Annotated in this window: 25 protein-coding genes; 9 read left to right on the plus strand and 16 right to left on the minus strand. The window is 51.2% G+C overall.

The genetic code is table 11. From position 1 onward, the window contains the following. Positions 1-3: 3 nt before the first annotated feature. Positions 4-2,016, minus strand: a complete 2,013-nt coding sequence (gene uvrB / locus AB7038_RS09720) for an excinuclease ABC subunit UvrB (RefSeq protein WP_368888773.1) — start codon at positions 2,014-2,016, stop codon at positions 4-6. Between the two features lie 27 nt (positions 2,017-2,043). Between uvrB and AB7038_RS09725 the strand changes: the two genes are divergently transcribed. Further along, positions 2,044-2,196 carry a hypothetical protein gene (locus AB7038_RS09725; RefSeq protein ID WP_175547161.1) on the plus strand — a complete coding sequence of 51 codons (153 nt, stop codon included), beginning with the start codon at positions 2,044-2,046 and terminating at the stop codon, positions 2,194-2,196. Positions 2,197-2,545: 349 nt separating this feature from the next. Here AB7038_RS09725 and bioD read toward each other — a convergent pair whose 3' ends face one another. Genes bioD through bioB form a run of 4 tightly spaced genes read right to left on the minus strand, consistent with a single transcriptional unit; the run spans position 2,546 to position 6,194 of the window. Then, the gene (gene bioD / locus AB7038_RS09730; protein ID WP_369453218.1) at positions 2,546-3,229 is read right to left on the minus strand and encodes a dethiobiotin synthase; all 684 of its coding nucleotides are present in this window, start codon (positions 3,227-3,229) and stop codon (positions 2,546-2,548) included. Next, positions 3,216-4,010, minus strand: a complete 795-nt coding sequence (gene bioC, locus AB7038_RS09735; protein WP_368888775.1) for a malonyl-ACP O-methyltransferase BioC — start codon at positions 4,008-4,010, stop codon at positions 3,216-3,218. Before bioC ends, bioD begins: the two co-directional genes overlap by 14 nt. After that, positions 3,976-5,148 (minus strand): 8-amino-7-oxononanoate synthase, encoded by a 1,173-nt coding sequence (bioF, locus tag AB7038_RS09740; protein ID WP_368888836.1) that lies wholly within the window; start codon positions 5,146-5,148, stop codon positions 3,976-3,978. The genes bioC and bioF overlap by 35 nt, the downstream gene beginning before the upstream one ends. Before the next feature lie 8 nt (positions 5,149-5,156). Continuing rightward, positions 5,157-6,194 (minus strand): biotin synthase BioB, encoded by a 1,038-nt coding sequence (bioB, locus tag AB7038_RS09745; protein ID WP_004241642.1) that lies wholly within the window; start codon positions 6,192-6,194, stop codon positions 5,157-5,159. Between the two features lie 86 nt (positions 6,195-6,280). Here bioB and bioA point away from each other — a divergent pair, with 86 nt between their 5' ends. After that, positions 6,281-7,582, plus strand: a complete 1,302-nt coding sequence (bioA, locus tag AB7038_RS09750; RefSeq protein WP_369453219.1) for an adenosylmethionine--8-amino-7-oxononanoate transaminase — start codon at positions 6,281-6,283, stop codon at positions 7,580-7,582. A gap of 180 nt (positions 7,583-7,762) precedes the next feature. On the opposite strand, the gene pgl is transcribed toward bioA, so the two are convergent. Continuing rightward, positions 7,763-8,752 (minus strand): 6-phosphogluconolactonase, encoded by a 990-nt coding sequence (gene pgl / locus AB7038_RS09755; RefSeq protein ID WP_369453220.1) that lies wholly within the window; start codon positions 8,750-8,752, stop codon positions 7,763-7,765. Positions 8,753-8,974: 222 nt separating this feature from the next. On the opposite strand from pgl, the gene AB7038_RS09760 reads away from it, so the two are divergent. Continuing rightward, positions 8,975-9,796 carry a pyridoxal phosphatase gene (locus AB7038_RS09760; protein WP_004235680.1) on the plus strand — a complete coding sequence of 274 codons (822 nt, stop codon included), beginning with the start codon at positions 8,975-8,977 and terminating at the stop codon, positions 9,794-9,796. A gap of 85 nt (positions 9,797-9,881) precedes the next feature. On the opposite strand, the gene AB7038_RS09765 is transcribed toward AB7038_RS09760, so the two are convergent. From AB7038_RS09765 to AB7038_RS09790, 6 genes are all read right to left on the minus strand, one after another. Then, a complete protein-coding gene (locus tag AB7038_RS09765) occupies positions 9,882-10,238 on the minus strand; it encodes a hypothetical protein (RefSeq protein WP_368888778.1) in 357 nt (118 codons plus the stop codon). Between the two features lie 198 nt (positions 10,239-10,436). Next, positions 10,437-11,504, minus strand: coding sequence for a molybdenum ABC transporter ATP-binding protein ModC (gene modC / locus AB7038_RS09770; protein ID WP_369453221.1), 1,068 nt, complete (start codon positions 11,502-11,504; stop codon positions 10,437-10,439). Next, entirely contained in the window at positions 11,498-12,193 is a 696-nt protein-coding gene (gene modB, locus AB7038_RS09775; protein WP_368888779.1) for a molybdate ABC transporter permease subunit, read from the minus strand. Before modB ends, modC begins: the two co-directional genes overlap by 7 nt. Positions 12,194-12,216: 23 nt before the next feature. Further along, complete coding sequence (modA, locus tag AB7038_RS09780) at positions 12,217-12,987, minus strand: molybdate ABC transporter substrate-binding protein (protein ID WP_369453222.1); 771 nt, start codon at positions 12,985-12,987, stop codon at positions 12,217-12,219. Positions 12,988-13,183: 196 nt separating this feature from the next. After that, positions 13,184-13,324, minus strand: coding sequence for an AcrZ family multidrug efflux pump-associated protein (locus tag AB7038_RS09785; protein WP_072871172.1), 141 nt, complete (start codon positions 13,322-13,324; stop codon positions 13,184-13,186). 124 nt (positions 13,325-13,448) lie between these two features. Continuing rightward, a complete protein-coding gene (locus AB7038_RS09790; RefSeq protein ID WP_368888780.1) occupies positions 13,449-14,027 on the minus strand; it encodes a hypothetical protein in 579 nt (192 codons plus the stop codon). A gap of 199 nt (positions 14,028-14,226) precedes the next feature. On the opposite strand from AB7038_RS09790, the gene modE reads away from it, so the two are divergent. Continuing rightward, positions 14,227-15,012, plus strand: coding sequence for a molybdenum-dependent transcriptional regulator (gene modE, locus AB7038_RS09795; protein WP_369453223.1), 786 nt, complete (start codon positions 14,227-14,229; stop codon positions 15,010-15,012). A 52-nt stretch (positions 15,013-15,064) separates the two neighbouring features. Here the strand turns inward: modE and AB7038_RS09800 are convergent, their stop codons facing one another. Further along, positions 15,065-17,014: a bifunctional 2',3'-cyclic-nucleotide 2'-phosphodiesterase/3'-nucleotidase gene (locus AB7038_RS09800; RefSeq protein ID WP_369453224.1), complete on the minus strand. Its 1,950-nt coding sequence runs from the start codon at positions 17,012-17,014 to the stop codon at positions 15,065-15,067. Between the two features lie 206 nt (positions 17,015-17,220). On the opposite strand from AB7038_RS09800, the gene modF reads away from it, so the two are divergent. The 3 genes from modF (at position 17,221) to gpmA (ending at position 20,668) form a co-directional block, all read left to right on the plus strand. Then, entirely contained in the window at positions 17,221-18,672 is a 1,452-nt protein-coding gene (gene modF / locus AB7038_RS09805) for a molybdate ABC transporter ATP-binding protein ModF (RefSeq protein WP_369453225.1), read from the plus strand. A 187-nt stretch (positions 18,673-18,859) separates the two neighbouring features. After that, positions 18,860-19,678: a CPBP family intramembrane glutamic endopeptidase gene (locus AB7038_RS09810; protein ID WP_369453226.1), complete on the plus strand. Its 819-nt coding sequence runs from the start codon at positions 18,860-18,862 to the stop codon at positions 19,676-19,678. A 237-nt stretch (positions 19,679-19,915) separates the two neighbouring features. Beyond that, entirely contained in the window at positions 19,916-20,668 is a 753-nt protein-coding gene (gene gpmA / locus AB7038_RS09815; RefSeq protein WP_004235668.1) for a 2,3-diphosphoglycerate-dependent phosphoglycerate mutase, read from the plus strand. Positions 20,669-20,744: 76 nt separating this feature from the next. Here the strand turns inward: gpmA and aroG are convergent, their stop codons facing one another. Then, the gene (gene aroG / locus AB7038_RS09820) at positions 20,745-21,797 is read right to left on the minus strand and encodes a 3-deoxy-7-phosphoheptulonate synthase AroG (protein WP_072871184.1); all 1,053 of its coding nucleotides are present in this window, start codon (positions 21,795-21,797) and stop codon (positions 20,745-20,747) included. 198 nt (positions 21,798-21,995) lie between these two features. Beyond that, the gene (locus tag AB7038_RS09825) at positions 21,996-22,925 is read right to left on the minus strand and encodes a DUF808 domain-containing protein (protein ID WP_368888785.1); all 930 of its coding nucleotides are present in this window, start codon (positions 22,923-22,925) and stop codon (positions 21,996-21,998) included. Positions 22,926-23,300: 375 nt separating this feature from the next. Between AB7038_RS09825 and AB7038_RS09830 the strand changes: the two genes are divergently transcribed. Further along, the gene (locus tag AB7038_RS09830; protein WP_369453227.1) at positions 23,301-24,671 is read left to right on the plus strand and encodes an FAD/NAD(P)-binding protein; all 1,371 of its coding nucleotides are present in this window, start codon (positions 23,301-23,303) and stop codon (positions 24,669-24,671) included. Between the two features lie 96 nt (positions 24,672-24,767). On the opposite strand, the gene pnuC is transcribed toward AB7038_RS09830, so the two are convergent. Continuing rightward, positions 24,768-25,469 carry a nicotinamide riboside transporter PnuC gene (gene pnuC, locus AB7038_RS09835; RefSeq protein ID WP_369453228.1) on the minus strand — a complete coding sequence of 234 codons (702 nt, stop codon included), beginning with the start codon at positions 25,467-25,469 and terminating at the stop codon, positions 24,768-24,770. Positions 25,470-25,694: 225 nt separating this feature from the next. Here pnuC and AB7038_RS09840 point away from each other — a divergent pair, with 225 nt between their 5' ends. Further along, entirely contained in the window at positions 25,695-26,573 is an 879-nt protein-coding gene (locus tag AB7038_RS09840) for an aminoglycoside 6-adenylyltransferase (RefSeq protein ID WP_369453229.1), read from the plus strand. Positions 26,574-26,713: the final 140 nt, after the last annotated feature.

Consider the following 26,713-nt stretch of genomic DNA (forward strand, 5'->3'; position numbering starts at 1 on the left):
CCGTCAGGAGTTGGCAATAAACTGCTCACGCAGCCCCTGTAATTCATCCCGTACCGCTGCCGCCTGTTCAAATTCCAGATCCTGAGCGTGGCGGTACATCTGTGCTTCCAGTTCCTGAATTTTAACTTCCAGCTCTTTCGGCGACATACGCTGATAATCGCTGCTTTTCGCGGCTGCTTTTCCTTTGCCTTTATTTTTCGCCCCGGCTGACGGCTGACCGATCTTAAGAATATCACCAATCTTTTTATTCAGCCCTTTCGGCACAATACCGTTTGCTTCGTTAAACGCCATCTGCTTCTCTCTGCGGCGTTCAGTTTCCTCAATAGCCCTCGCCATCGAATCCGTAATTTTATCGCCGTAGAGAATCGCTTTACCGTGCAGGTTACGGGCAGCACGACCGATGGTCTGGATCAGGGAACGTTCGGAACGCAGGAAGCCTTCTTTATCCGCATCCAGAATCGCCACCAGCGACACTTCCGGCATATCCAGCCCCTCACGCAACAGGTTGATCCCCACCAGCACATCAAACTCCCCGAGACGCAGGTCGCGGATAATTTCCACCCGCTCCACGGTATCAATATCCGAGTGCAGATAACGCACCCGCCCGCCGTGCTCTTCCAGATATTCAGTGAGGTCTTCCGCCATCCGTTTGGTCAGTGTGGTGACCAGCACGCGCTCATTTTTCTGTGCACGGATGCGGATTTCAGACAGCAGATCATCCACCTGGGTGGTCACCGGACGCACTTCCACTTCCGGATCGAGCAGCCCGGTCGGACGCACAACCTGTTCAACCACATCAGAGCCGGATTTTTCCATTTCATATTTTCCCGGCGTGGCGGACACATAAATGCTCTGCGGCGCGAGAGATTCAAACTCCTCAAAGCGCAGCGGACGGTTATCCAGCGCGGACGGCAGACGGAAACCATATTCCACCAGCGTTTCTTTGCGCGAACGGTCGCCTTTGTACATCCCGCCGATTTGCGGAATGGTGACGTGGGATTCATCAATTACCAGCAGGCCGTCCGCCGGCAGATAATCAAACAGGGTCGGCGGGGACTCGCCGGATTTGCGTCCGGAGAGATAGCGTGAATAGTTTTCGATACCCGAGCAGTAACCCAGTTCATTCATCATTTCCAGATCAAACTGAGTACGCTGGGCGAGGCGCTGCTCTTCCACCAGTTTGTTGTTGTCGATCAGAAATTTACGCCGCTCCGCCAGCTCGGTTTTGATCCCTTCCATCGCCTCAATAATGCGCTCACGCGGTGTCACATAGTGGGTTTTCGGGTAAACAGTAAAACGCGGTACCTGATAATGGATATGGCCGGTCAGCGGATCAAACAGCGACAGGCGCTCGACCTCATCATCAAACAGTTCCACGCGCAGTGCGTAATCATCTGATTCCGCAGGGAAAATATCCACCACTTCGCCGCGCACACGGAATGTGCCGCGCTGAAAGGCCTGGTCGTTACGGGTGTACTGGAGATCGGAAAGCCGGTGCAGGATCGAGCGCTGATCGATGATCATCCCCTCGGTGAGGTGCAGCATCATTTTCAGGTAGCTGTCCGGATCACCCAACCCGTAGATAGCGGAAACGGAGGCCACCACCACCACATCCCGCCGCTCCAGCAGGGCTTTGGTGGCAGAAAGCCGCATCTGCTCAATATGTTCGTTTACCGAGGCATCTTTTTCGATAAAGGTGTCAGAGCTCGGCACATAGGCTTCCGGCTGATAATAGTCGTAGTAAGAGACAAAATATTCCACCGCGTTTTCCGGGAAGAAATCTTTAATCTCACTGTAAAGCTGCGCGGCAAGGGTTTTATTGGGTGCCATGATCATGGTCGGGCGGTTCAGTGTGGCGATAACGTTGGCAATGGTGAAGGTTTTCCCCGAGCCCGTTACCCCCAGCAGCGTCTGATGCGCCAGCCCGTCTTCCAGGCCCTCAACCAGTTTTGCAATAGCCTGCGGCTGGTCACCGGCCGGTTTAAAGTCAGAATGCAGTTTAAATAGTTTGCTCATGAGCCCCCCTGCGCGAATAGGGTCACTATGATACTGGATAAAAAACCAGCTTCAACCCCCGGCAGAAAAAATCCGTTATTTTGTGATTTTTTGCTTGCAAAACCGGGGAAAATTTTATTGGCTATCCACAGTTATCCCCAAAAAAAAGCACTTGCAATTTTAAATTATGCTGAAATCTGATGCCCCTCTGACCAATTGCTATTTTTCACGCCGGAGGACCCTTGATTTTATTTATCTACTTGTTATTTATAAATAAATCATAAAAGCCCGATTTTACAACAATGTCAGTGAAAGCCCCGTTCCTGCAAGGATGGCGTGAGTTTTCTAAAGTTAATACACAGGGTTATCCACAGGAATAGTGGATAACTTAATAAAGTCGTTTGCCGGTGCATGGTTGCGTGACATTGTGCAGTCATAAAATTGTCACTTTCAGCACAAAGAGAAAAAATAATTCAGGATTTTTTCCTGATAAAAAACACCCGGCCGGAAGATTTGCCGTGATCCCGGCACGATCCGTCCGGATGCAGGATCAGTGCGCGGAAACCGGCAGTGAAAGATAGCCGGATAAGTCCTGATTCAGCGGATCCGGCAGATGCGGTAACACACCCAGACACGGCGCCGGGATCAGGTTGTTCAGTGTTGCCAGATACTCCGGCTGACGCAGGCCCGGCGGTGTGACCTCATTAGCCACCCAGCCTGCCAGGGTCAGTCCGGCCTGCTGTATCGCCAGCACGGTCAGTAACGCGTGATTAATACAGCCGAGCTTCACCCCGACCACCAGGATCACCGGCATTCGCATTTGTTCCGCCCAGTCCGCATAGCTTTGTGTGGCCGACAGCGGCGTAAACCATCCGCCCGCCCCTTCTGTCAGCACCCAGTCCGCCTGCTGATTTAAGGCATGCAGCCCGTCAGTCATCACCGCAAATTCCAGCGGGGTTTGTGTCAGCTCGCTGACAATGTGCGGCGATGTCGGCTCGGCAAAGGTATACGGGTTAATCTGCGCGTAACTGACCGCCGGTACCGTATGCCTCCACAATGCCAGCGCATCACTGTTGCGCAGCCCCTCCTCCGTCATCTCACTGCCCGAGGCCACCGGCTTATAACCGGCGCAGCGGAAACCGGCGTTGCGGGCGGTCTGCAACAGGGCGCAACTGACCACGGTTTTACCGGCATCCGTATCGGTGCCGGTTAAAAACCAGTTATTTTTCAACATGTATGACTCCGTACTGAATAAGATAGCTGAGCGGAAATAGGCCGTCTTCAGCGGGATAATGATTCGCCAGCTGTATGAGTTTATTGCGTGTCATCAACCCGGCAGCACGTCCCTGATGGACATGGGTGGCACCAATCCCCTTGAGGGAGTGCAGCAGCGCGGGCAGAGAATCAAAGGAGAGCCGGTAACAGACTTCTGACAAGGTATGCCGGTAAGGCTGACAGGCGGCGGAAACCGCCTCACGGCTGAGAAAACCGTTGGCGTGACGGTTGCTGTCCACCCGGGCAAACGCCTGATTCAGTTCATCCAGCGACCCGCTGAGCAGAGTGGAAAACGCCACCACACCACCGGGCCGGGTCACCCGCACCAGTCCGGCCAGAGCAGCCGTCAGTGAATCACACCACTGCACCGCCAGGTTGCTGAAACAGAAATCAAACTGACTATCTGCAAAAGGCAGCTGTTCGATATCCCCCAATACATAACGGGTCGCCCGCTGCTGCTGCCGGGCGTGCGCCAGCATGTCAGGTGAGAGATCAAACGCGGTCACATTACGGCAATCCGCTTTCCACTGTTCACTGAAAAACCCGGTACCGCATCCTGCATCCAGCCCGTGCAGTTCAGACACGATTTGTCCGGAGAGTGCCTGAGTGGTCAGCTGACGCAGATGATGGCCGGTTTTCTGCTGAAGATGTGCAACTGAGTCATATTGCCCTGCGGCACGCCCGAAAGCAGCGGCAACCGCGGCTTTATTCACCGGGGCGGTAGTGACGGCAGAATGCATCCAGCGCCTCCGTAAGCTGTGTGATATCGTCGCGGTGATGAGCGCTGGTCAGTGTGATACGCAGACGGGCGGTATTCGGCGGCACGGTCGGCGGGCGGATCGCTTTCACCCACAGGCCGCGTTCCTGTAAATAATGCGACAGAGCCAGAGCAGCGTGGTTATCCCCCACGATCAGCGGCTGGATCGCCGAGGCGGACGGCAGTAATGGCAGCGGCAGATGCGCCACCCGCTCACGGAAGAAGCGGATGTTTTCCGCCAGTGTGTCCCGTAACCCGTCACCGTGACGAATTTCCTGCACCGCCGCCTGAATGGCGCACGCCTGCGCCGCCGGGAAGGTGGTGCTGTAGATAAGATGACGGGCGTATTGCGTCAGATAATCTGCCGTCTGTGCATCACACAGCACCGCCGCGCCGCTGACTCCGACCGCTTTGCCGAAGGTGACAATCTGAATATCCGGGCGTATTCCCGCCGCATCACAACTGCCCCGCCCTTCACGGCCGCAGACACCGATACCGTGCGCATCATCCGCCATCAGCCGGGCGTTATGCTGCCGGGTGAGCGGCAGAATCGCCGCCAGGGGCGCGGCATCCCCGTCCATACTGAAGATCCCTTCCGTGACCACCAGGGTTTTACCGGTACTATTTTCAGTCCGGCTCAGCCGGGTGCTGAGATGGGCAGTATCGTTATGGTGAAAACGACTGAATTCAGCAGGTGAATGCATTGCCGCTTCCATAATGGACGCGTGAGCGAGTTTGTCGCAGATTAAGTGATCACCGCGCTGCATCAGTGCCGTGATCACCGCCTGATTAGCACTGAAACCGGACACAAACAGAATCGCCCGCTCAAACCCGAGCCACTCCGCCAGCATCTGTTCCAGATCCCGGTGTGCCGTGGTGTAACCGGTAACATGACCGGATCCGCCGCTGCCCACGCCGTATTGCCGGGTGCCGTCACACCAGGCGCGGATCACCGCCGGGTGGCGGCTGAGGCCGAGATAATCATTGCCGGAGAAATTCACGGCGCGTTTGCCGTTAATCAGGAGGGTACGCCCGTCCGCGCCGTCATTGGCCTCACGGCGGCGTACCGCATCCTGTTCCTGCGCCTGCTGCAGGCGCTCAGAAAGAAAAGTCTGCCACATGGTACGGCTCACAGGGCTGCGTTATAGAATTTTTCGTCATCGCTGTGGCTGATGGCATCCAGTAAAGAATCCGTCTCCTCATTGTCACCCCGGGTAACATGAATGGCTTCGCGTTTGATCCCCAGCTTTTTAAACAGGGCGATATCGGTATTTTCTTCCGGGTTGGTGGTGGTGAGCAGTTTGCAGCCGTAGAAAATGGAGTTCGCACCCGCCATAAAGCAAAGCGCCTGGGTCTGTTCATTCATCATTTCGCGACCGGCGGAGAGGCGCACGTGAGACGTTGGCATCATAATGCGGGCAACCGCGATGGTGCGGACAAAATCAAACGGATCGACTTCCTCATTATCTTCAAACGGTGTGCCTTTGATTTTTGCCAGCATGTTGATCGGCACACTTTCCGGTGCTTTCGGCAGATTCGCCAGCTGCACCAGCATGGCCGCACGGTCACGCACCGCTTCACCCAGCCCCAAGATCCCGCCGGAACACACTTTGATCCCCGCATCCCGTACATTGTCGAGGGTATCGAGTCTGTCCTGATAGGTCCGGGTGGTGACAATCGAGCCGTAAAATTCCGGCGAGGTATCGAGGTTGTGGTTATAGTAATCCAGACCCGCTTTGGCAAGTCGCTCCGCCTGTGAGCTGTTCAGCATGCCGAGAGTCATGCAGGTTTCCATACCCAGCGCCCGTACTTCTTTCACCATGGTTTCCAGATACGGCATATCGCGCTCATGGGGATTCTTCCACGCCGCGCCCATGCAAAACCGGGTCGAACCGGCTGCCCGCGCCTTACGCGCCGTTTCCACCACCTGCTGTACTTCCATCAGCCGCTCTTTTTCCAGCCCGGTCTTGTATCGCGCACTCTGCGCACAGTATTTACAATCTTCCGGACACGCCCCGGTTTTGATGGAAAGCAGTGTACTGATCTGCACCTGCTGCGGGTCAAAATGCTGGCGATGTATGGTCTGAGCTTCATACAACAGTTCAAAAAAAGGTTTTTCAAACAATGCATTGGCTTCTTTTAATGTCCACTGACGACCTTGACTCATAACTGTAACTCCCGATAAAAAAGTGTTGCCAGTTTAAATATCAGCATTATCATGTCAACTTTATTTGCATTAACATGGTTTACATAATGACTTTTTCAGGGAATATTTCAGGTCACGCCTTTTCGGCTGATGATGCGGATTTTGACCGCCGCCACATCTGGCATCCTTATACATCAATGACTCAGCCGCTTCCGGTCTACCCGGTAGTATCGGCACACGGTGCGGTACTGACACTCGCAGACGGCCGCGAACTGGTTGACGGTATGTCCTCCTGGTGGGCGGCTATCCACGGCTATAATCACCCGGTACTGAATGCGGCGGTGACTGAACAGTTGTCACAGATGTCACATGTGATGTTCGGCGGGATCACCCATCCGTCTGCCGTTGCACTGTGCCGCCGTCTGGTGGCTATCACGCCTGAGCCGCTGGAATGCGTGTTTCCTGCCGACTCCGGCTCTGTGGCGGTGGAAGTAGCCCTGAAAATGGCGCTGCAATACTGGCAGGCACGCGGCGAAAAACGCCACCGGATTATCACACCGCGTCACGGCTACCACGGCGATACATTCGGCGCAATGTCAGTGTGTGATCCGCAAAACTCCATGCACTCACTCTGGCAGGGCTATCTGCCGGATCACCTGTTTGCCGATGCGCCGCGGTGCGGATTTGATGAGGAATGGCGGCCGGAGGATCTTCATTCTGTGGAAAACCTGCTGGCACAGCATCATCATGAAGTCGCGGCGGTGATCCTTGAGCCGGTTGTCCAGGGTGCGGGCGGAATGCGTTTCTATCATCCTGAATACCTGAAAGGAGTAAGATCGCTGTGCGATCACTACAATGTCCTGCTGATTTGTGACGAGATCGCAACCGGATTCGGACGCACCGGAAAGATGTTTGCCTGTGAACACGCCGGTATATCACCGGATATTATGTGTCTCGGCAAAGCGATTACCGGTGGTTATATGACGCTCTCCGCCACCCTCACCACCCGCCATATTGCAGATACCATCAGTCAGGGGGACGCAGGCTGCTTTATGCACGGCCCGACCTTTATGGGCAATCCGCTGGCCTGTGCCACGGCAGTGGCGAGTATTGATCTGTTGTTGTCCGGAGACTGGGCGGCACGTGTGAAGGCGATCGAAACACAGTTGAAAAGTGCCCTGCTGCCACTGAAATCCCGCAGCGGAGTCCGCGATGCACGGGTACTCGGCACCATTGGTGTGATTGAAACGGAAGAGCCGGTCAATATGGCGGAATTACAGCGCCGCTTTGTTGACGCCGGTGTGTGGATACGGCCGTTCGGACGGCTGATTTATATTATGCCGCCATACATTATTACAGCGGCACAACTGGAAAAACTGACGCAGGCGATAGATAAGGTGACGGCATAAATCCCGGCATATTTGATCACTCCGCCGTTCAGGTTAACAGCGGGTAACGGGCGAAGGAAACGAAAAGCATGCGCGTCATGGATGACGCGCCTGAGCGCACACGGATGTGTTTACAGCGACTTTTCGTTTTTGCCCGTTACCCGCCGGGCTCCGGAGTAACAGAAAACTACCTGAGCACTATTATTTCAGCGTCAGCACCGTCACCCACATCGGCCCTTTTCCTGCCGGATAGCGGTTTATCAGGTGCAATTCGCCGGTAATCGCATCAATCCGGGAAACCGCCACATGGTGAGAAAGCTGTCCGGTTGAGATCAGGAAACGCCCGCTGTTATCCACCGCAAAACCGCGCGGCTGAGTTTCAGTCGGATAACGCCCCGCCAGTTGCAGATGACCGCCGTCATCCGACACGCGGTAGTGATTAATCACACTTGATGCCCGCTCACAGGCATAGAGATGATGCCCGTCCGGCGTGATATGAATATCGGCTGCCCAGCGGCGTCCTGAATAATCATCCGCCATCATATCGACAGACTGAATTTCACGGACTTTCACCCATTCACGGTAAACATTAATGGTCGCATTTAATTCATTCAGGCAATACGCCACATGCTTTGCCGGATGAAACGCCATATGGCGCGGCCCGGCACCGGCAGCAACCGTCAGCATATCGGCGTGACGTTCAGTTAAGCGTCCGTCTTCCTCAATCGTGTAAGCGCGGATATGATCTTCCCCGAGGCACGGCACAAACAGTGTGTGCCCATCCTGCGCAACATTGGCGGAATGCGGATTTTTTAATCCCTCAATCACCTGCACTGCACGGGCGGGAATACCATTATCGCGGATCGGCAGTACCGCCAGATTTCCCTGATGATAAGACGCGGCGTACAGTGTGCGCCCCGCTTTATCAAGCGTGATATAGGCGGCAGTGCCCGGGAGCGGCGTCAGGCCGGTTTGTGTGAGTTTGCCGTCTTCTGCGATTTTATAAGTCGCCACCGCATTGCCCGGTTTTACCGCAGCATAAAGATGACGGCCATCCGGCGCGGTGATCAGCGGCTGCACCTGATCAGGCGTTGATACTGTCTGTAACAGTGACATCTCACCGTGTTCATTCATCTGCCAGACATGAATCTGATGACTTTCCGTACTGGCAACATAAACCACCTGCTTCATTCGCGCTCCTTAATATCATCACTTACCCGTTTGATTTTTAACAGGTAATGTAAGCATTTCTGTATAATAATACCGCACTTAGCGTTTATCGCGAAACAATTAACATGCTATATTATCAGTTATCTCCGCCCGGAATCATTCAGGATGCCGTCAGGATACAATAATATTCCCTGATGCCCGCCGTTATTCCGGTTCTGACACTCATACAAGGGGCTCCCTGTTATGTCTTACCGCGTCCTCGCATTTGATCTCGATGGTACACTTCTCGATCCGGATAAACATATATTACAGGAGTCGCTGGATGCCATCCGCGAAGCCCGCCGTGCCGGGGTGCAGGTGCTGATTGTCACCGGCCGTCATCACGTTGCTATTCATCCGTTTTATCAGACATTGCAGCTGGATACACCGGCTATCTGCTGTAACGGTACCTATCTGTACGATTATCCGGGGAAAAAAGTACTTTCCGCCGATCCGATGAGTGTCAGTGAATCCCGTCAGCTGCTCGAACGCCTGGCACAGACGGATATCGAGCATCTGATGTATATCTCGGATGCCATGCTGTATCACACTGACAGCAGCACTATTGAGCGGACACTGAACTGGTCAGCTTCTCTGCCGGAGCACCAGCGCCCGGTGATGCGCAAAGTGAATAATTTTCTTGATGAGGTTGATCGCGCTGACACTATCTGGAAATTCGCCACCTGCTCAGATGATCTGAATAAACTGCGTGAATTCACCGATGCCGTTGAAGCGGATATGGGACTGTCCTGCGAGTGGTCGTGGATAAACCAGGTAGATATTGCCCGCAAAGGTAACAGCAAAGGCCGCCGTTTACAGGAATGGGTGGAATCTCAGGGAATGACAATGAAAGATGTAATGGCATTTGGTGATAACCATAATGACATCAGTATGCTTTCAGCCGCCGGCCTGGGTGTGGCAATGGGTAATGCGGCAGACGAAGTCAAAGCACACGCTGACCTGATTATCCCGGATAATACACAGCCGGGTATTGCGCAGGCGATACGCCGTCATATTCTCAGCTGATAAATACAGTGTAATAGACCATAAAAAAACGCCTTTTAATAAAGGCGTTTTTATTTGTTTCCCGCTGATCAGAGAATAAAACCTGTTACTTATACTTATCAAAACTCCAGTTATTTTTTGGTTTTTCTGCCGGGTTCTGATTCGGGAATTTTGCATTTTCGACGATCAGCAGTAATTTCGATCCGTCATAGGTATAGCCACCCTCAGAATACTGATACGGAAAGCTTTCCGTTGCCACCACCTTATACCCCATACTGAGCAGTTCCGGGATACGTATTCCGCCCTGCGAACCATCCGTGGTGCCGATACACCAGACTTTTAAGTTTTCTATTTCAACATCTTTGACTTTTTTCAGATAGGTGTAACACATCACCTGATTTGCCGCCAGCGCCTGGCTGCCGGAGAAAATACCCAGTAATAAAAAGAGAAGTGCTTTTTTCATTTTATCCCTCTGACTCAGTGGTTTTTTATGCAATAACGCACGTCTTACACTTGTTTCCGTGTGCGGAGAATATTCGGTGATAATTCGGCAGGGTCAGTGATGCACCGGCGTTAATATATATCGCCGGTTATTCATAAGGGCAATCGGAATAATATGAATGCCCCTTTTATTAATGAAAAATACGTATATTCAGATAAGTTATAATTCGCGGCTCAGCGACACACTTTTTACCTGCGCATACACCCATTGTCCGGGTTTCAGCTGCAAATCATCCCGCGCCCAGCCGGTAATACGCGCCCAGAGAAAATGATTGCCGACCGCCAGGCGCACATCAGTCTGCCCGTTGTCGTCATCATACATTTCCGTGATTTTTGCCCGTAATATATTGCGGATACTGCTGCTTTTCGGTTTTTCCAGTGCAATTGACACATCATCCGCACTGACACGCACACGTACCGGCGTGTCCCGTTCACCGGCAATACGCGGTACCCACAGCACCTGGTCGCCGATAGCGGTGGCTGTCATGGCGTAGCGGTCGTGGTGCTCAAGCACGGTGACACTCAGTACACTCGATAAACTTTCCTGTGTCAGCCACGGGCGCAATGCCGCTCCGGCCCACACCTCCTCCAGCGGCCCCTGGGCCAGAATGCGGCCTTTTTCCAGGATCACCACATCTTCCGCCAGCCGCAGGATCTCATCCAGGCTGTGGCTGACATACAGGATCGGAATACTGATATCCTGCGCCATCTTTTCCAGATACGGCAGCAGTTCGCGTTTGCGCGGCAGATCCAGCGATGCCAGCGGTTCATCCATCAGCAGGATATCCGGGGCGGTCAGCAGTGCGCGGCCAATCGCCACCCGCTGTTTTTCCCCGCCGGAGAGGGTCATCGGCAGGCGGTTCAGCAGATGGCCGATACCCAGCAGCTCCACAATACTGTCAAACTGATCCTCCATTTCCGGCGCCATGCCGTAGCGCAGATTGCCTCTTATCCGGTAATGGGGAAACAGGCGCGCATCCTGGAAGACATAGCCGATTTTACGTTTTTCCGGCGGCAGGCAGATACGCTTTTCAATATTGACGAGTGTGTGACCATTAAGCTCAATCCGCCCTTTCTGCGGTTTTGTCAGCCCGCCGATCACATTGATAAAGGAGGTTTTCCCTGCCCCGGAGAGCCCGAAGACAGCGGTAATACGGTCACTGGCCAGTTCGGTGTTGATCACCATGGATAAATCACCGAGCTGTTGTTCAAAATCAAGCACTAACATACGGCAACCCCCAGGCGTTTGCGTCCCCAGCGGGTCAGCCATTCCGAGGCCAGCAGCGAAGCCAGCGCCAGAACAATGGCGATAATACAGAGCCGCGCTGCATCCATTTCGGCTCCCGGCGTTTCAAGCAGAGAGTACATGGCCAGCGGGATAGTCCGGGTTTCCCCCGGGATATTGGAAACAAAGGTGATTGTCGCGCCGAATTCGCCCAGCGAACGGGCAAATGCCAGCACGGTACCGACAATAATACCCGGCAGTGACAACGGCAGTGTGATGGTGAAAAAGACCCGCAGCGGGGAAGCCCCGAGTGTCCGGGCCGCCTGCTCCAGGCGCATATCCACCGCTTCCAGCGCCAGGCGGATAGCCCGCACCATCAGCGGAAAAGCCACCACAGCCGCAGCCAGCGCGGCACCGCGCCAGCTGAAGGTAAAACTGAAGCCGAACCAGTTATAGAGCCACTCACCGATAAAACCTTTGCGGCCCATACTGATCAGAAGAAGATAACCCACTACCACCGGCGGTAACACCAGTGGCAAGTGGATAAGACTGTCCAGCAGCGACTTGCCCGGAAAACGGCAGCGCACCAGTACCCATGCCATCAGTATGCCGAACGGCAGACTGGCTGCCACGGCGACCGTTGATACTTTCAGGCTGAGGATGACCGCCTGCCATTCATACTCATTCAACATCGCTGTCTGTTAATCCTTACTTATTACAGAGGGCTGAAACCGTAACGTTTGAAGATCTCTTTTGCTTCCGGTGTCTGCAGGTAATCATAGAAACCTTTAACATCGGCATTATTGCGATCTTTCAGGATAGCAATCGGATATTCAACCGGTTTATGGGTATCTGCCGGGAAAATACCGACCACTTTCACTTTATCACTGGCAACCGCATCAGAGCCGTACACGATACCCAGCGGTGCTTCACCGCGTTCCACCAGCGCCATGCCGCTGCGCACATTATTGGTGCGGGCCAGCATCGGATCAACGACTTTCCAGGCACCCAGGTTTTCCAGGGCTTCCTGTGCATAGATACCGACCGGCACATGATCAGGATCGCCGACAGCCAGACGGCCGCCATCCAGTAATTTAACCCAGTCGGTCTGCTTATTAATATCAACTTTATCAATTTTGCTGTCTTTCGCGGCAATCAGCACCAGCTCATTACCCAGCAGGGTTTTACGGGTGTCATTGATGATCAGGTTTTTCTCCTGAGCATAATCCATCCATTTCTGGTCAGCAGAGATAAAGATATCTGCCGGAGCACCATTTTCAATCTGACGGGCCAGGGTGGAAGAAGACGCATAAGACGCGATCACTTCACCTTTTTTCTCCTGCTTATATTTTGCCGAGATTTCATCAACCGCATTTGTCAGTGATGCCGCAGCAAATACGGTCACTTTTTCAGCGGCCCACGCCTGACCCATGACAGCAGCAGAGATAACAACACCGGCCAATAATTTACTGAACTGTTTTTTCATTTTTTCCACCAGGATAGATTAGGATTAACCCGTTGTATATAACAAGATACAGCGAAAAATGAAAGGAGGTTTATCCCACTATCGGCAGTTAAGCGGAAAACAATATAAAATGAGGGAAATTACGCAGATAATGAGCGGGGAAACAAAGGTAAAGACGGATCACCTGCACAGGCAGGTGATCCTGAATACAGGATAATCAGTGCTGTTTTTCGTGGCGATCGCCTTTTGAAATCAGGTTGAAAATTTCACCTAATCCCCAGATCAGAGCCGCCAGGCCTGTCATAACAACAGGAACCATTAACAGTGCGAAACCTAAACTTTTAACTAACTCAAACATAGCACTTAATCTCTTTATATCAGGCGAAAGAATATTCAGCATGACTATAATAGCGTCATAATGGCCGCTATTCTATATAAATCACACCCCGGGAAGCATAGCGATTCGTGCGGTCAGTCTGCTGTCAGGTTTGCGTAAAATAAACAACCGCCACAATAACCGCCGCCAGAATCAGAAAACCCATCACTTTTCCGGCACTGCCCGGTGTTTCGACAATATTACCACTGTGGGGTGAGACAGGAGCTGCGGGGGATTGTACCGGTGTTTCACCCTCACCATCTTCGCGGTAAAGCTCCTGAATATAGAGAAACATCATTTTCATAAACTGACTGTTCAGTGGCAGGGTCTGACCATCCTCACCAATGATGCACAGTGTAAAATCGATTTTTCTGCTCAGTCCCAGTAAAAAAGCGCCCGGCAGCCAGGTATACTCCCGTTCACCGGAAGCAATTTCTTCAGCGATTTTTGCAGGAGCCTCATGACCACCGTCGTCACGCATATAAACAAGCAGTAACGGCTCTTCATCATCTTCGCCCTGCGTAAATGCCAGACCAATTTGTCCGCCACTTTCCTGATCCTGAGATTCAGCCCAGAATGCCTGCTCTGCCAGCATGCGGGCAAATGCTTCTGTTTCAGTACCTTCCCCTTCCGGTTCCGGGGAATCCTTGACTGCCTGATGAAGACGGAATAATACATTCTGCATGAAATAATCTCTGGCTGATAATTAATAGCTATACCATACCTGTTTTTATCCGGCCCACAAATTATTAAGTGAAATGTAACCGCTATATTGGCAGATGAAAAAAAACCGTAATTTGCTACACTAACCGGAAAGCAACGCCGCACCGGGCGGAGAAACTGCACCGGTGATTCTGTCTGATTAATATACGGGGTATTTTCCGTTGGATATTTTATTAACACTGAAATCAGAAGGTCATTTATTTGCCGATCCGCGGCGGATTTCCTTACTCAAGCAGGTCAGAGCGACCGGCTCCATCAGTCAGGGGGCAAAACTGGCCGGGATCAGTTACAAAAGCGCCTGGGATGCCATCAATGAGATGAACCAGCTTGCCGAGGAAACCATTGTTGACCGGGCTACCGGCGGCAAAGGCGGCGGCGGCGCGACACTGACACGCTATGGTGAGCGCTTACTTCAGCTTTATGATCTGCTGGCACAAATCCAGCAGAAAGCCTTTGATGTTCTCAAGGATGATTCGCTGCCCCTCGACAGCCTGCTGGCGGCCATCTCCCGCTTCTCATTGCAGACCAGTGCCCGCAACCAGTTCTTCGGCACAATTATGTCGCGCAACTATTCTCATGTGCAGCAGCATGTGAATGTCCTGCTGGCGGATAAAAAGACCAAACTTGCCGTTGCACTGACGGAACAGAGTGCCAACCGGCTGGGTCTGTCGGTCGGTAAAGAAGTACTTACTCTGATTAAAGCGCCGTGGGTGAAAATCAGCAAATCCGCAGAAAACAGCGCGGATTATGACAACCGCCTGAGCGGACGCATCTGCTCCGTAGCCAGAGGTGCGGAAAACAGTGAGGTGATGGTGACACTGACCGGCGGCGCACAGTTATGCTCCACCCTGGATAATCAGGATGCCGACAGCCAGCAGCTGAAAGAAGGTGATGAAATCACCGCGCTGTTTAATGCCGACCAGGTGATTATTGCCACATTGTGCTGATAAAAATGATGATAAAAGCCGCCGCTGACGGCGGCTTTTCGTGAGTAACTGCTTACTTCGCTGTTAAATCAACCTGATAAACCGCAAACCCCACATCATCCGTCCCGCCCCGGGTCATCGGATAATGCGCATTTTCTTTAATAAACTGCGTGGCTTTGTCGCCCGGCGAGGTTTCAAAACGGATATCTAATTTCTTATCCGTTTTCACCGGCACAAACGTCCAGTTTTGCTCAGCCTGTGCTGATACCGCACCTTTCGCTTTGGTTTCTGCCGCGATATAACCGGCCAGTACACTGCGGTTTTCATCCGGCGAGGCAAACGCGATATGTTTGTCACCGGTCCCGGCAAATTTTCCGCCGTAAGCGCGGTAGTTATTGGTGGCCACCAGGAAAACAGCTTTCGGATCAATCGGTTTACCCTGATAAGTCACATTTTTGATGCGGTTAGCCTGCGGATTAACCGCCTGGCAGTCCACATCATATTTTGCCGGTTGGGTCAGGTCTATCTGATAATTGATCCCGGAAATGGTATCGAAATTATAGGTTCTGAAACCATCCCAGTTAACCAGGCTCTGCGGTGCCTCTGACTGCGGGTTAATCTGATTGAACATCCCGGCGGAACATTCCAGCCATTCGGTCACTTCCGCCCCGGTCGCTTTCACCACCACCAGTGTATTCGGGTAAAGATAGAGATCCGCCGCGTTGCGGAACGTCATATCCCCTTTTTCCACCTCAACGAAATCCGCCGGGGCATTTTTCCGTCCGCCTACTTTAAACGGCGCGGCGGCTGACAACACCGGTAAATCCGCCAGATCCGGATCGCCCTGGATAAAGCGGCGGGTATAATCCGTCTGCGCATTATTCACAATCTGAACCGTCGGGTCGCTCTGCAACAGCGCGAGGTAGCTGTACATATTATCCGGTGATTTGCCAATCAGCTTGCCGACAAAGGTCCGGGTCGCATTGTGCTGCTCATCAATGACGGCGGCCAGCTTGTCATCCCGTGCCACCAGCGGCTTTTTGTTGACTTTGTCATAAATCGGACGTGCCTGTGCTTTGGCATCCGCCACTTTCCACGCGCCGCCATCATTATTCAGCACCAGATCCACCACGCCGAGGTGATCCCCCCACTGGCCGGGCATCACTGCCGGAATACCGTTAACGGTTCCCTGCTCAATATTAACGCCTTTAATATCTGCAAAATCTTTGCCCGGAAATACGCCGTGCGAGTGACCGAACATAATGGCATTAATACCCGGTACTTCACTGAGATAATAAACCGAGTTCTCAGCCATGGCTTTATAAGGCTCCTGAGAAAAACCGGAGTGCGGAATAGCGACAATTAAATCTGCACCTTCTGCTTTCATTTGCGGCACAAATTTTTTCGCGGTTTCCGTAATATCATTGACGCGGACTTTTCCTTCCAGATTGGCTTTATCCCAGATAAGGATCTGCGGTGGTACAAAACCGATATAACCGATTTTAATCACATGCTCTTTGCCGTCGCGATCTTTGACCGGGGTATCAACGATAATATAAGGGGTAAACAGATTCTTGCCGGTTTTCTCATCAATAATATTGGCATTCACGTACGGAAAATCCGCACCGGCAATGGCTTTTTTCAGATAATCCAGGCCAAAGTTAAATTCATGGTTACCGAAGTTCCCGACGGTATACCCCATGGTATTCATCAGCTTATGTGCCGGATGGGCTTCACCGTCATTTAACCCTTTGCTGACCATATAATCCGCCAGCGGGCTGCCCTGAATTAAATCCCCGTTATCCACTAATACTGCGTTGGTGACTTCACCTTTTGCCGCTTTGATTAAACCGGCGGTGCGGACCAAACCAAACTGCTCTGTCGGTTTGTCTTTGAAATAATCAAAGTCAATTAAGTTACTGTGAATATCTGAGGTTTCCATCACCCGCAGATCCACCGTTGCGGCATTGACCGTTCCGCTGACCAGCAATGCCAGCACCGAATATTTTAATCCTGTTCTCACCCTGACCCTCTCTTCCGGTTAATTTCCGTGATGCCGTAATTTCGTACCAAAAAGTATAACAAAAACAGCAGACTGAATGATGACGTTTCTGTGAAGCAGATCTTCTTTTCATGATACGGGATGTAACACCGGTGCCATACCTTGACATCCCCGCCGGTTCCGCTTATTTCTGGGGAATAATTAAACTAATAATAAGGCTGTTCACTATGGCACATCTGCACATCACACAAGGGATCTTCCGGTCAGGTACGGATAAACAGCTTTCTGTTCCGTCATTACAGCTGGAAAGCGGTCAGCATCATGCCTTTATCGGTGCCAACGGCAGCGGGAAATCCACCCTTGCCCGTGCGCTGATACAGGAACTTCCGCTGCTTTCCGGGGAGATGAGCAATACTTTCCGACGCCCGGTTCTGGTCGCGTTTGAGAAATTACAGGCGCTGATTGATGAAGAGTGGAACCGCAATAATACCGACCTGATGGACGGCGATGACACCGATAACGGCCGTACCACCGCCGATATCATTCAGGCGGAGCACCGCGATAATGAACGCTGCCTGCAACTGGCGGCGCAATTCGGGATTTCCGATCGCCTGTCACGCCGTTTTAAATACCTTTCCACCGGTGAAACCCGCAAAACCCTGCTGTGTCAGGCGCTGATGACAGAGCCGGATTTGCTGGTACTGGATGAGCCTTATGACGGGCTGGATACCGATTCCCGCCGTATGCTCAGTGAGATGCTGGCAGAGCTTGCAGAGGGCGGACTGACGGTTGTTCTGATCCTCAACCGTTTCAGTGATATTCCGGACTTTATTACCCGCGCCGGATTGCTGACAGACTGTGTGCTGGCACCGGCGGATACCTTATCCGCGCTGTTACAGGCACAGCTTGCCCGCAGTGAGCAAACAGAGCACCTGACGCTGCCGGAGCGGGACGACCCGTCCGCAGAGCGCCTTGCGCCGGATATTCCGCGGGTGATCCTTAATCACGGCTGTGTCAGCTATAACGATAAGCCCATTCTCAATGATCTGACCTGGCAGGTGCTGCCCGGCGAGCACTGGCAAATCACCGGCGAGAACGGCGCGGGTAAATCCACACTGCTCAGTCTGATCACCGGTGACCATCCGCAGGGCTACAGCAATGACCTGACGCTGTTCGGCCGCCGCCGGGGCAGCGGTGAAACGGTGTGGGATATCAAACGCCATATCGGGTATGTCAGCAACAGCATCCACCTCAGTTACCGCGTCAATATCAGTGTGCGTAACACGCTGATTTCCGGCTATTTTGATTCTGTCGGGCTCTATCAGAAACCGTCAGACCGGCAGATAAAACTGGCGGATGAGTGGCTGGCGCTGCTCGGTCTGAAAGCGTATCGTGACGCCCCGTTCCACAGCCTGTCGTGGGGGCAGCAGCGGCTGATACTGATTGCCAGGGCACTGGTAAAACACCCTGCAATGCTGATCCTCGATGAGCCGTTACAGGGGCTGGATACACTCAACCGTCTGCTGGTGCTGCGTTTTATCGATATAATGATAAGCCGTGGTGATACCCAGCTGCTGTTTGTCAGTCATCACAGCGAAGATACCCCGGCCTGTATTAACCGGCGGCTGGCGTTTATTCCTGATAAAGGTAGTTATCGTTACGAAATCAATACGTTGTAATCTTTTTATCAAACGGCTGTTTTACTTTTTTACTGCACCGGAAACAGCCGTTATTTTCTGAATGTATTCAGTCCGTTATTAAGAATATTCTGATTAATAATCATTATCAATTTGCTTTTTTTACTGGCACATCACCCGCTTCTCTTTTACCCTGCGCACTCCTTTTCTGATTTTCTGACACGATCCCATGACCTGGCTTTTACTTGCACTATCTCTGCTGTTATTACAATTTAACCGGACGCTGTCACTGACAGCACTTCTCACCGCCACCATCAGCGCGCTGTTCAGTGGTGTGATGGACTGGCACGCCCTGCTCACCCTGTGGTTTGTCATTCTGCTGGCGGTTGCACGGCCTTATACCGCACCGCGCTCATGGCCGCGTGCACTGGTGACACTCATGGTGATTGCCGCCGCACTGGGGCTGGCATTTCACCTGCTGCCGGGGTTTCATAACCTGCGCTGGATGCCGCCGGAAGCCGCAGGGCCGCACAGTCCGCCCTATTCATTCTGGCTTAATGCCGATAAAGCACTGCTTCCGTTTGTGCTGATCATCATTATTCCGCAGTTGTTTGTCACCGCACCACTGCGCCGGGCCACCCGTCTGCACTGGCTGTTACTGGTACTGTCGGTGCCTGCATTGCTGTTACTGGCCACCGCCCTTGGCGGACTGGGATTTGAACCTCATCTGCCGGACTGGTTACCGGTCTTTATGCTGACGAATCTGTTTTTTGTCTCCCTGGCGGAGGAAGCGCTGTTCCGGGGGGCAATTCAGCAGGCGCTTTCCCGGTATCTGCCGCCGTATGCCGCGCTGTTTATTGCCGCAGCAGTGTTCGGGCTGGCACATATTGCTGGAGGAGCGCTGCTGGTTGTCTTTGCCGGTCTGGCAGGGGTTATCTACGGGCTGGCCTGGATGTGGAGCGGGCGGTTGTGGGTGGCAACAGGGTTTCACTTCGCGCTGAACCTCTGCCATCTGCTGTTTTTTACCTGGCCGTTTAAGGTGGCGTAAAAAACCGTTTTTTCCTGTGTATCACACTTTGCGTAAACATTTATAGCGGAATCGATTCAGTTTTGGTATACACTATCCGGTAAACAGGACGGAATTGCTTGCTTCCGCACAGACCCCGGCAGAAATACCTGTGCGGAAAGTTTGCCGAAAGGCGCCGCTGACCAATATAATGGGCAATGTGCCGGGTCTGTTTCAATTCTGAAACCCCCTATCTGAAACACAATAGGAGTTTACGCTATGGCAGTAACTAAACTGGTGCTTGTACGTCACGGTGAAAGTGAGTGGAACAAAGAGAACCGCTTTACCGGCTGGACTGATGTTGAGTTATCTGAAAAAGGCCGTGCTGAAGCACAAGAGGCTGGTCAGTTACTCAAAAAAGAAGGCTTCTCTTTTGATTTCGCCTATACCTCTGTACTGAAACGCGCTATTCACACACTGTGGAATATCCTGGATCAGGTAAACCAGCAGTGGCTGCCGGTTGAGAAAAGCTGGAAACTGAACGAACGTCATTACGGCGCACTCCAGGGTCTGGATAAAGCGGAAACCGCTGCAAAATACGGTGACGAGCAGGTCAAACTGTGGCGTCGTGGTTTTGCCATCACCCCGCCGGCACTGGAAAAAAGTGATGAGCGCTTCCCGGGCCACGATCCGCGTTATGCGAAACTGGCAGAAAGCGAATTACCGGCCACTGAAAGCCTGGCGATCACCATCGACCGCGTTGTGCCTTACTGGACTGATGTTATCAAACCACGCGTTGCTTCCGGTGAGAAAGTGATCATCGCTGCACACGGTAACTCCCTGCGTGCGCTGGTGAAATACCTGGATAACATGAGCGAAGATGAGATCCTCGAGCTGAACATCCCGACCGCTGTGCCGCTGGTGTATGAGTTTGATGAAAACATGAAGCCGCTGCGCCGCTATTACCTGGGTGACCAGGATGCGATTGCTGCCAAAGCCGCCGCTGTTGCTAACCAGGGTAAAGCGAAGTAATCCGCTTTCTGTGGTGAAAAAAAACCCTGACTGTGTCAGGGTTTTTTATTTTCTGTGGTCAGGGTTTCCGGCATTATCAGCCGCGGCGGGCTTTTACCGCATCTGCCAGCTGACGCAACAAGGCTTCGGTATCTTCCCAGCCGATGCAGGCATCTGTCACACTCTTGCCGTACACGAGCGGCGCATCACCTTCCAGGTTTTGGTTTCCTTCCTCAAGGTGGCTTTCCACCATCACGCCCATAATGGCTTTCTCACCACCGGCTACCTGCTGTGCCACATCAGTGCTCACATCCATCTGACGCTTATACTGTTTGCTGCTGTTAGCGTGGCTGAAATCGATCATGATACGCGGTGCCAGACCGGCCTGTGCCAGCCCTTCTTTTACCGCACTGACATCTTCCGCGCTGTAGTTCGGTTTTTTACCGCCGCGCAGAATAATATGGCAGTCACCGTTACCGGTGGTGTTCACGATGGCCGAATGTCCCCACTTGGTCACGGACAGAAAACAGTGCGGCGACCCGGCGGCGTTAATGGCATCAATGGCGACTTTGATGGTGCCGTCTGTGCCGTTTTTAAACCCGACCGGGCAGGACAACCCGGAGGCCAGCTCACGGTGTACCTGAGATTCCGTGGTGCGGGCGCCGATAGCACCCCAGCTCATCAGATCCGCCAGATACTGCGGTGTGATCATATCCAGAAACTCACCAGCTGCCGGTAAGCCTTTGTCATTGATATCCAGCAGCAGTTTGCGGGCAATACGCAGACCATCATTGATGGCAAAAGAGTGGTCGAGGTGCGGATCGTTGATCAGCCCTTTCCAGCCGACCGTGGTGCGCGGTTTTTCAAAATAGACGCGCATAACGATTTCCAGCTCACCTTTCAGTGCGTTGCGTAATGTCAGCAGGCGATCCGCATATTCAACCGCCGCTTTCGGGTCGTGAATTGAACATGGCCCGATAACGACCAGCAGGCGATCATCCCGGCCTTCCAGAATGTCGTGGATTGCATGACGGGTGCGGCGAACGGTGTCTGCGGCAGTCTCAGTCGCGGGAAATGACTCTAATAACGCCACTGGCGGTAATAATTCCCGAATTTCTTTTATTTTTACATCATCGTTCTGATAATTCATAACCCGTCTCTTCCGGTGTCCTGTTTCATTATTGTCGTTATTTTAATCTAACTGCTTGTCAACAAGCTGTAAACAATTAGCTGTCGCCGGAATTGAAATTAATTTTTCACCCCGAAAATATTCAGATCAGCAGGACAAATTATTATGAATCAGAAGGAAAACAGCGGCTTCATCAGCCGCTGCCCGTGAGAAGGGTATTTATGCCGCTAATCCCGTTTTAATACGCTTAACAGCGGTAATCAGCGCAACAATCACCAGACCGGCGACAAGCCCGAACAATAAATTGGCAACCGGCGGGGTCATAAAGTGCAATATGCTGCCGAGCGCCGGGAGTTGTGCACTCTGCTGAGCCAGATTTTCAATCAGGTTATGAATAAACGGAATGCCGTGGGTCAGAATACCGCCGCCGACCATAAACATGGCCGCAGTCCCGACGACTGATAAGGTTTTCATTAAATACGGCGTGGCATGGATCAGTCCGTCACCCAGTTTTTTCAGCAGCGCGGCTGATTTCTTTTGCAGATAAAATCCCAGATCATCGAGTTTGACAATCCCCGCCACCAGGCCGTATACCCCGATAGTCATAATGACCGCAATCACTGACAACACCACGAGCTGATTAATAAAAGGAGAGGTGGCCACAATACCGAGGGTGATAGCAATAATCTCCGCCGATAACACAAAATCGGTGCGGATAGCGCCTTTGACTTTGCGTTTTTCGAATGCGGCCAATTCTTCCGGTGTCTGAATATCTTGCGCCGGTGCCGTTTCACCGGGCTCGCTCTCTGCTTTATGCAGAAACTTATGCGCCAGCTTTTCCGCGCCCTCGAAACAGAGAAACGCCCCGCCGACCATCAGGAGCGGCGTGACCGCCCAGGGGGCAAAGGCGTTGATCAGCAGCGCCAGCGGCACCAGAATCAGCTTATTGAGAAAAGAACCTTTCGCCACTGCCCAGACCACCGGGATCTCCCGCTCCGCGCGGACACCTGCGACCTGCTGTGCATTCAGCGCCAGGTCATCCCCCAGCACACCGGATGTCTTTTTGGCAGCCATTTTGGTCATCACAGAGACATCATCCAATACGGTTGCGATATCATCGAGTAGTGCGAGTAAGCTGCCACCGGCCACAGGTATTTCCTTTTATTGCTGATTAATGAGAATTTGATTATTACCAAACTCACATTATAGACATACTACGATTATACTGAAAATAGTTTCACTATTGATTTCACTATTGGTCTCACTACTGTTGCCTGATCTTATTTATCCCCGCCCTCCCGGAACCATAGTATCCGGTGATAACGGCGGTCTGTAAAACAAATCAGATAATGTGGCTATAGCATTAAATATAATCACTATAAAAAACATTTGAAAATAATAAATCTGCAAATTATGCTTAATTAAAGGTTCACCTGAGTTATATTTCGGATAAATTTAAGCAAGCCAATTATTTATAATAATATTACGCAACTACAATATGAATAACCCCTATAAGGATACAATATGATTAACATTGCTATTATTGGTGGTGGTGTCGGCGGTATCTCTGCTCTTGCTCAGTTAACCGAGAAGAATATAAAAGCTAACTTTACAATTTATGAAAAGGCGGAAATAGCTTATTCAAGCTCAATGTTATCAAAATATTCATCACACATCTGCAATACCAGCTCACTGGCAAACTCACTGTATAATAACAAACCTGATGATTTCGCCGAGTATCTTACTCTAAATAAAAAAGTGACCGATGATAATACATTCGTTCCACGCGGAATATTTATTGACTATGTATATAATACTTTTGAACAGTCAGTAAAAAAAGCAACCCGGGCAGGATCACACATCCGTATAATAAATAAAAAAGCAACATCACTAACAGCAGAAGATAAGAATAGTTGTTATATTTTTGATGAGGATGGCGAAAAAGAACAATATCATTTTGTTTTTGTCAGCACTGGTCCCGGCCTGGAGGATATTGCACAATATATTCAGCCGGCCGGGAAAACAGTTGTTGCAAATACAGAACCGGATAAACTTTCTGCTTTTATCCCGGATAAAAAAAGTATTGCTATACTGGGCAGTAAACTCAGTGCGATAGATGCTGCGCTGTTCATTGCAGATGAATCTCCGGACACCAAAATCACGATGTACTCCTCATCAGGAGAACTCCCGTCAGTCAGAAATTATTTTTTTAATAACCCCGAAGCCGCAATGGAGCTGCATGCATTTCCGGAGCCAAAAAACAGAGATGACCTGATATTAATGGCCAATTATATCATTGAAAAAAATAATATTCCCATCAGCGACTACAGTAAAATACCGGAGATATTATTGCATGAGGAGATCAGCACTTGTGAAAAACATAATCTCTCATGGGAAAAATATATCAAAGATTTTGCTGAAATTGCTAATAATGTTACTCTTCCGGATAATAAGTCCTATAAAAACACAGAGGAAATAAAACGATTTATTTCACGATATGTATCATCATTTCCGCTTTCCAATGCGAAAAAAATATTAGCCATGATGAAAGGAAAAAAACTGGAGATAAAAAAAGGTAAAAAAGACGATTTCTTTCTTAATGAAGACAAAATAGCCTGTAAGACTGACCAGAGAGAATATGACGGAATCATATTATCATCGGGCCTGACAAATTCATTTCTGAAGAAAGATAAAAACCTCTACACTATCACATCATCCGGCGATGAGCATGATAAAGAGATAACTCCGGATGATATTTCCGTATTAAATAAAAACGGAATCTGGTTATCAGGTTCATTACTGAGTAATTATTACCCATTAGTTAACTATATAGAATTTTGTGTTAAGCAGGCATTTCTGTTTTCCGAATCAGTAAAGGAACAAATATCAGCGTGATACAATAAATCTGAATGACACTTTTTATTTAAAATAATATTTGCCATGAAATCTATTTCCGGATTAGTACATTTATTTGTACTAATCCGGATCTTATCAGACAGGTTTCGCCGCTTTTATCCACATCCGCGAGCCGTTAAGTGCCACTCCCAGCAGGATGATATATTCCAGTGACAGCGCGTATACTCCCTGGAGGGCATAAATCACAATACTGATGATATTGATGACCACCCACAGCAGCCAGTTTTCCACCAGTTTCCGGGTCATCAGGATCATCGCCACAACGGACAGCACGGTCATTGCCGCATCCCAGAACGGGAAAGCATCAGGCAGCAGGACCGGCATTGCCAAATCAGCCCCTGCGACATTCAGCACGCTGACCATGCTCTGCGCCAGCCACGTAAAGACCGGGTCGATATAACGCGCCAGCAGTAAAATCGCCGCCAGTGAGACCGCAGCAATCACAGCAGTCTGCCGCAGCGGCATCCAGCGGATTTTCAGCTCCACTTCTGCTTTCTCATTTTGCCGGCTCCAGGCATACCAGCCGTAAATATTGGCGGCGAAAAAGAAAATCTGTAACAGCAGATTGGCATAGAGCTGGATCTGAAAGAAAATCACCGCAAACAGCGTGACGTTAATCAGGCCAAAAAGATAATTGATTGTTTTTTCCAGACTTGCCAGCCAGATACATAACAACCCGGCGGTTGCTCCCACCGCTTCAATCCAGGACAGCGCATAAGACCCTTCTTCCCAGTAAGGGATCACCACGAGAATATTATGAATATCAAAAAATTCCATTCCGTCACCTGTGTTAAGTATATTTCCTGTTACCGGCGGCCAACCGCTGATGACAGGTTTAGTTAACTGTATTCTGCCCTGCTGTTTTCAGTAAAATCATCCCATCGTAACAGCATTTGTTTAATATGCTAAACATGATAACGTTTTTTTAACCTGAACTCTCCCGCTATTTTTGATTATGACGTACTATCAGCCCAGCTATTAATTATATGAATGAGATGTAAGATGGAATCAATTGAGCAAATTATAAACAATATAATTTCTTTTGCCCTATTAGATCCCCGTATCGATGCGGTCATTATCACCGGCTCTGTGGCACGCCAGAACCAGGCAGACCGTTTTTCGGATATTAATGCCGAACTGATCGGCAGCAGTCATGATGATTTATTTCAGGACAGCCGCTGGCTGAGCCGGTTTGGTGTGCCACTGATTATCCGCAAAGAGGCTTCACGCGAAAACGACAGCCTCTGCTGGCCGTCTTGTCAGGTTCTGTATGAGAAAGGCCGTAAAGTTGATTTTGTGCTGGCCGGGCGCGAACGTATCACACAGATGGCCGCACACGGGCTGGACAGTATCTATCAGCGCGGTTATGCCGTTCTGCTGGATAAAACCGGTCTCACTGCCGGGTTGCCTGAGTATGCCGATCCGGCGGCCGTGCTCACCCCGCCGGATCAGCAGACATTCCTGGAAAACTGGCAGAATTTCTGGCTGGAAGCCTCACAGGTGCCGGTTTATTATCTGCGCAATGAACTCTGGACTGCCCGGTTGCGGGATGTGACGATGAAACAGTGGCTGATCACCCTGCTGGAGTGGCATATGCTGCTGCGCAGCGACGGTACACAGGATGTCTGGTACGCGGGCCGTCATCTGAGCACCTGGCTGCCTCCGGGCCTGTACGGGCGTTTTATGGCGACACTGGATAACCGTGATCGTGTCCGTGCCGCACGGGCGCATATGGCGATGCTGACACTCTACCGCGATGTGGCACTCCGCGTGATTGAAACACAGAAATTTGATATCGATATAACGCTGGCAGATAAAATTATTGCACTGGTCACTGACCGGCTGAATGCCGATGATTTACTTGCGCCGGAGAATGAATAATAACAAACAGGTGATCGCCGGTGTGATGCCGGTGAGAACAAAAAATCAGAGGGAAAATGTTACGATGGTGGGTCGTACAGGATTCGAACCTGTGACCAATTGATTAAAAGTCAACTGCTCTACCAACTGAGCTAACGACC

This window comes from Morganella morganii, from assembly GCF_041099235.1.
Taxonomy (GTDB): Bacteria; Pseudomonadota; Gammaproteobacteria; order Enterobacterales; family Enterobacteriaceae; genus Morganella; species Morganella morganii_E.

What these genes read in the sequence shown, in the direction of transcription:
- AB7038_RS09840 (WP_369453229.1), top strand. Translation starts at nt 25,695, where the DNA reads ATGGAATCAATTGAGCAAATTATAAACAATATAATTTCTTTTGCCCTA.
- bioA (WP_369453219.1), top strand. Translation starts at nt 6,281, where the DNA reads ATGACTTTTTCAGGGAATATTTCAGGTCACGCCTTTTCGGCTGATGAT.
- modF (WP_369453225.1), top strand. Translation starts at nt 17,221, where the DNA reads ATGGCACATCTGCACATCACACAAGGGATCTTCCGGTCAGGTACGGAT.
- modC (WP_369453221.1), bottom strand. Translation starts at nt 11,504, where the DNA reads ATGTTAGTGCTTGATTTTGAACAACAGCTCGGTGATTTATCCATGGTG.
- modA (WP_369453222.1), bottom strand. Translation starts at nt 12,987, where the DNA reads ATGAAAAAACAGTTCAGTAAATTATTGGCCGGTGTTGTTATCTCTGCT.
- AB7038_RS09725 (WP_175547161.1), top strand. Translation starts at nt 2,044, where the DNA reads ATGATACTGGATAAAAAACCAGCTTCAACCCCCGGCAGAAAAAATCCG.
- gpmA (WP_004235668.1), top strand. Translation starts at nt 19,916, where the DNA reads ATGGCAGTAACTAAACTGGTGCTTGTACGTCACGGTGAAAGTGAGTGG.
- AB7038_RS09765 (WP_368888778.1), bottom strand. Translation starts at nt 10,238, where the DNA reads ATGAAAAAAGCACTTCTCTTTTTATTACTGGGTATTTTCTCCGGCAGC.
- bioB (WP_004241642.1), bottom strand. Translation starts at nt 6,194, where the DNA reads ATGAGTCAAGGTCGTCAGTGGACATTAAAAGAAGCCAATGCATTGTTT.
- AB7038_RS09810 (WP_369453226.1), top strand. Translation starts at nt 18,860, where the DNA reads ATGACCTGGCTTTTACTTGCACTATCTCTGCTGTTATTACAATTTAAC.
- bioC (WP_368888775.1), bottom strand. Translation starts at nt 4,010, where the DNA reads ATGCATTCTGCCGTCACTACCGCCCCGGTGAATAAAGCCGCGGTTGCC.
- AB7038_RS09790 (WP_368888780.1), bottom strand. Translation starts at nt 14,027, where the DNA reads ATGCAGAATGTATTATTCCGTCTTCATCAGGCAGTCAAGGATTCCCCG.
- aroG (WP_072871184.1), bottom strand. Translation starts at nt 21,797, where the DNA reads ATGAATTATCAGAACGATGATGTAAAAATAAAAGAAATTCGGGAATTA.
- bioD (WP_369453218.1), bottom strand. Translation starts at nt 3,229, where the DNA reads ATGTTGAAAAATAACTGGTTTTTAACCGGCACCGATACGGATGCCGGT.
- uvrB (WP_368888773.1), bottom strand. Translation starts at nt 2,016, where the DNA reads ATGAGCAAACTATTTAAACTGCATTCTGACTTTAAACCGGCCGGTGAC.
- AB7038_RS09830 (WP_369453227.1), top strand. Translation starts at nt 23,301, where the DNA reads ATGATTAACATTGCTATTATTGGTGGTGGTGTCGGCGGTATCTCTGCT.
- AB7038_RS09785 (WP_072871172.1), bottom strand. Translation starts at nt 13,324, where the DNA reads ATGTTTGAGTTAGTTAAAAGTTTAGGTTTCGCACTGTTAATGGTTCCT.
- pnuC (WP_369453228.1), bottom strand. Translation starts at nt 25,469, where the DNA reads ATGGAATTTTTTGATATTCATAATATTCTCGTGGTGATCCCTTACTGG.
- AB7038_RS09760 (WP_004235680.1), top strand. Translation starts at nt 8,975, where the DNA reads ATGTCTTACCGCGTCCTCGCATTTGATCTCGATGGTACACTTCTCGAT.
- modB (WP_368888779.1), bottom strand. Translation starts at nt 12,193, where the DNA reads ATGTTGAATGAGTATGAATGGCAGGCGGTCATCCTCAGCCTGAAAGTA.
- bioF (WP_368888836.1), bottom strand. Translation starts at nt 5,148, where the DNA reads ATGTGGCAGACTTTTCTTTCTGAGCGCCTGCAGCAGGCGCAGGAACAG.
- pgl (WP_369453220.1), bottom strand. Translation starts at nt 8,752, where the DNA reads ATGAAGCAGGTGGTTTATGTTGCCAGTACGGAAAGTCATCAGATTCAT.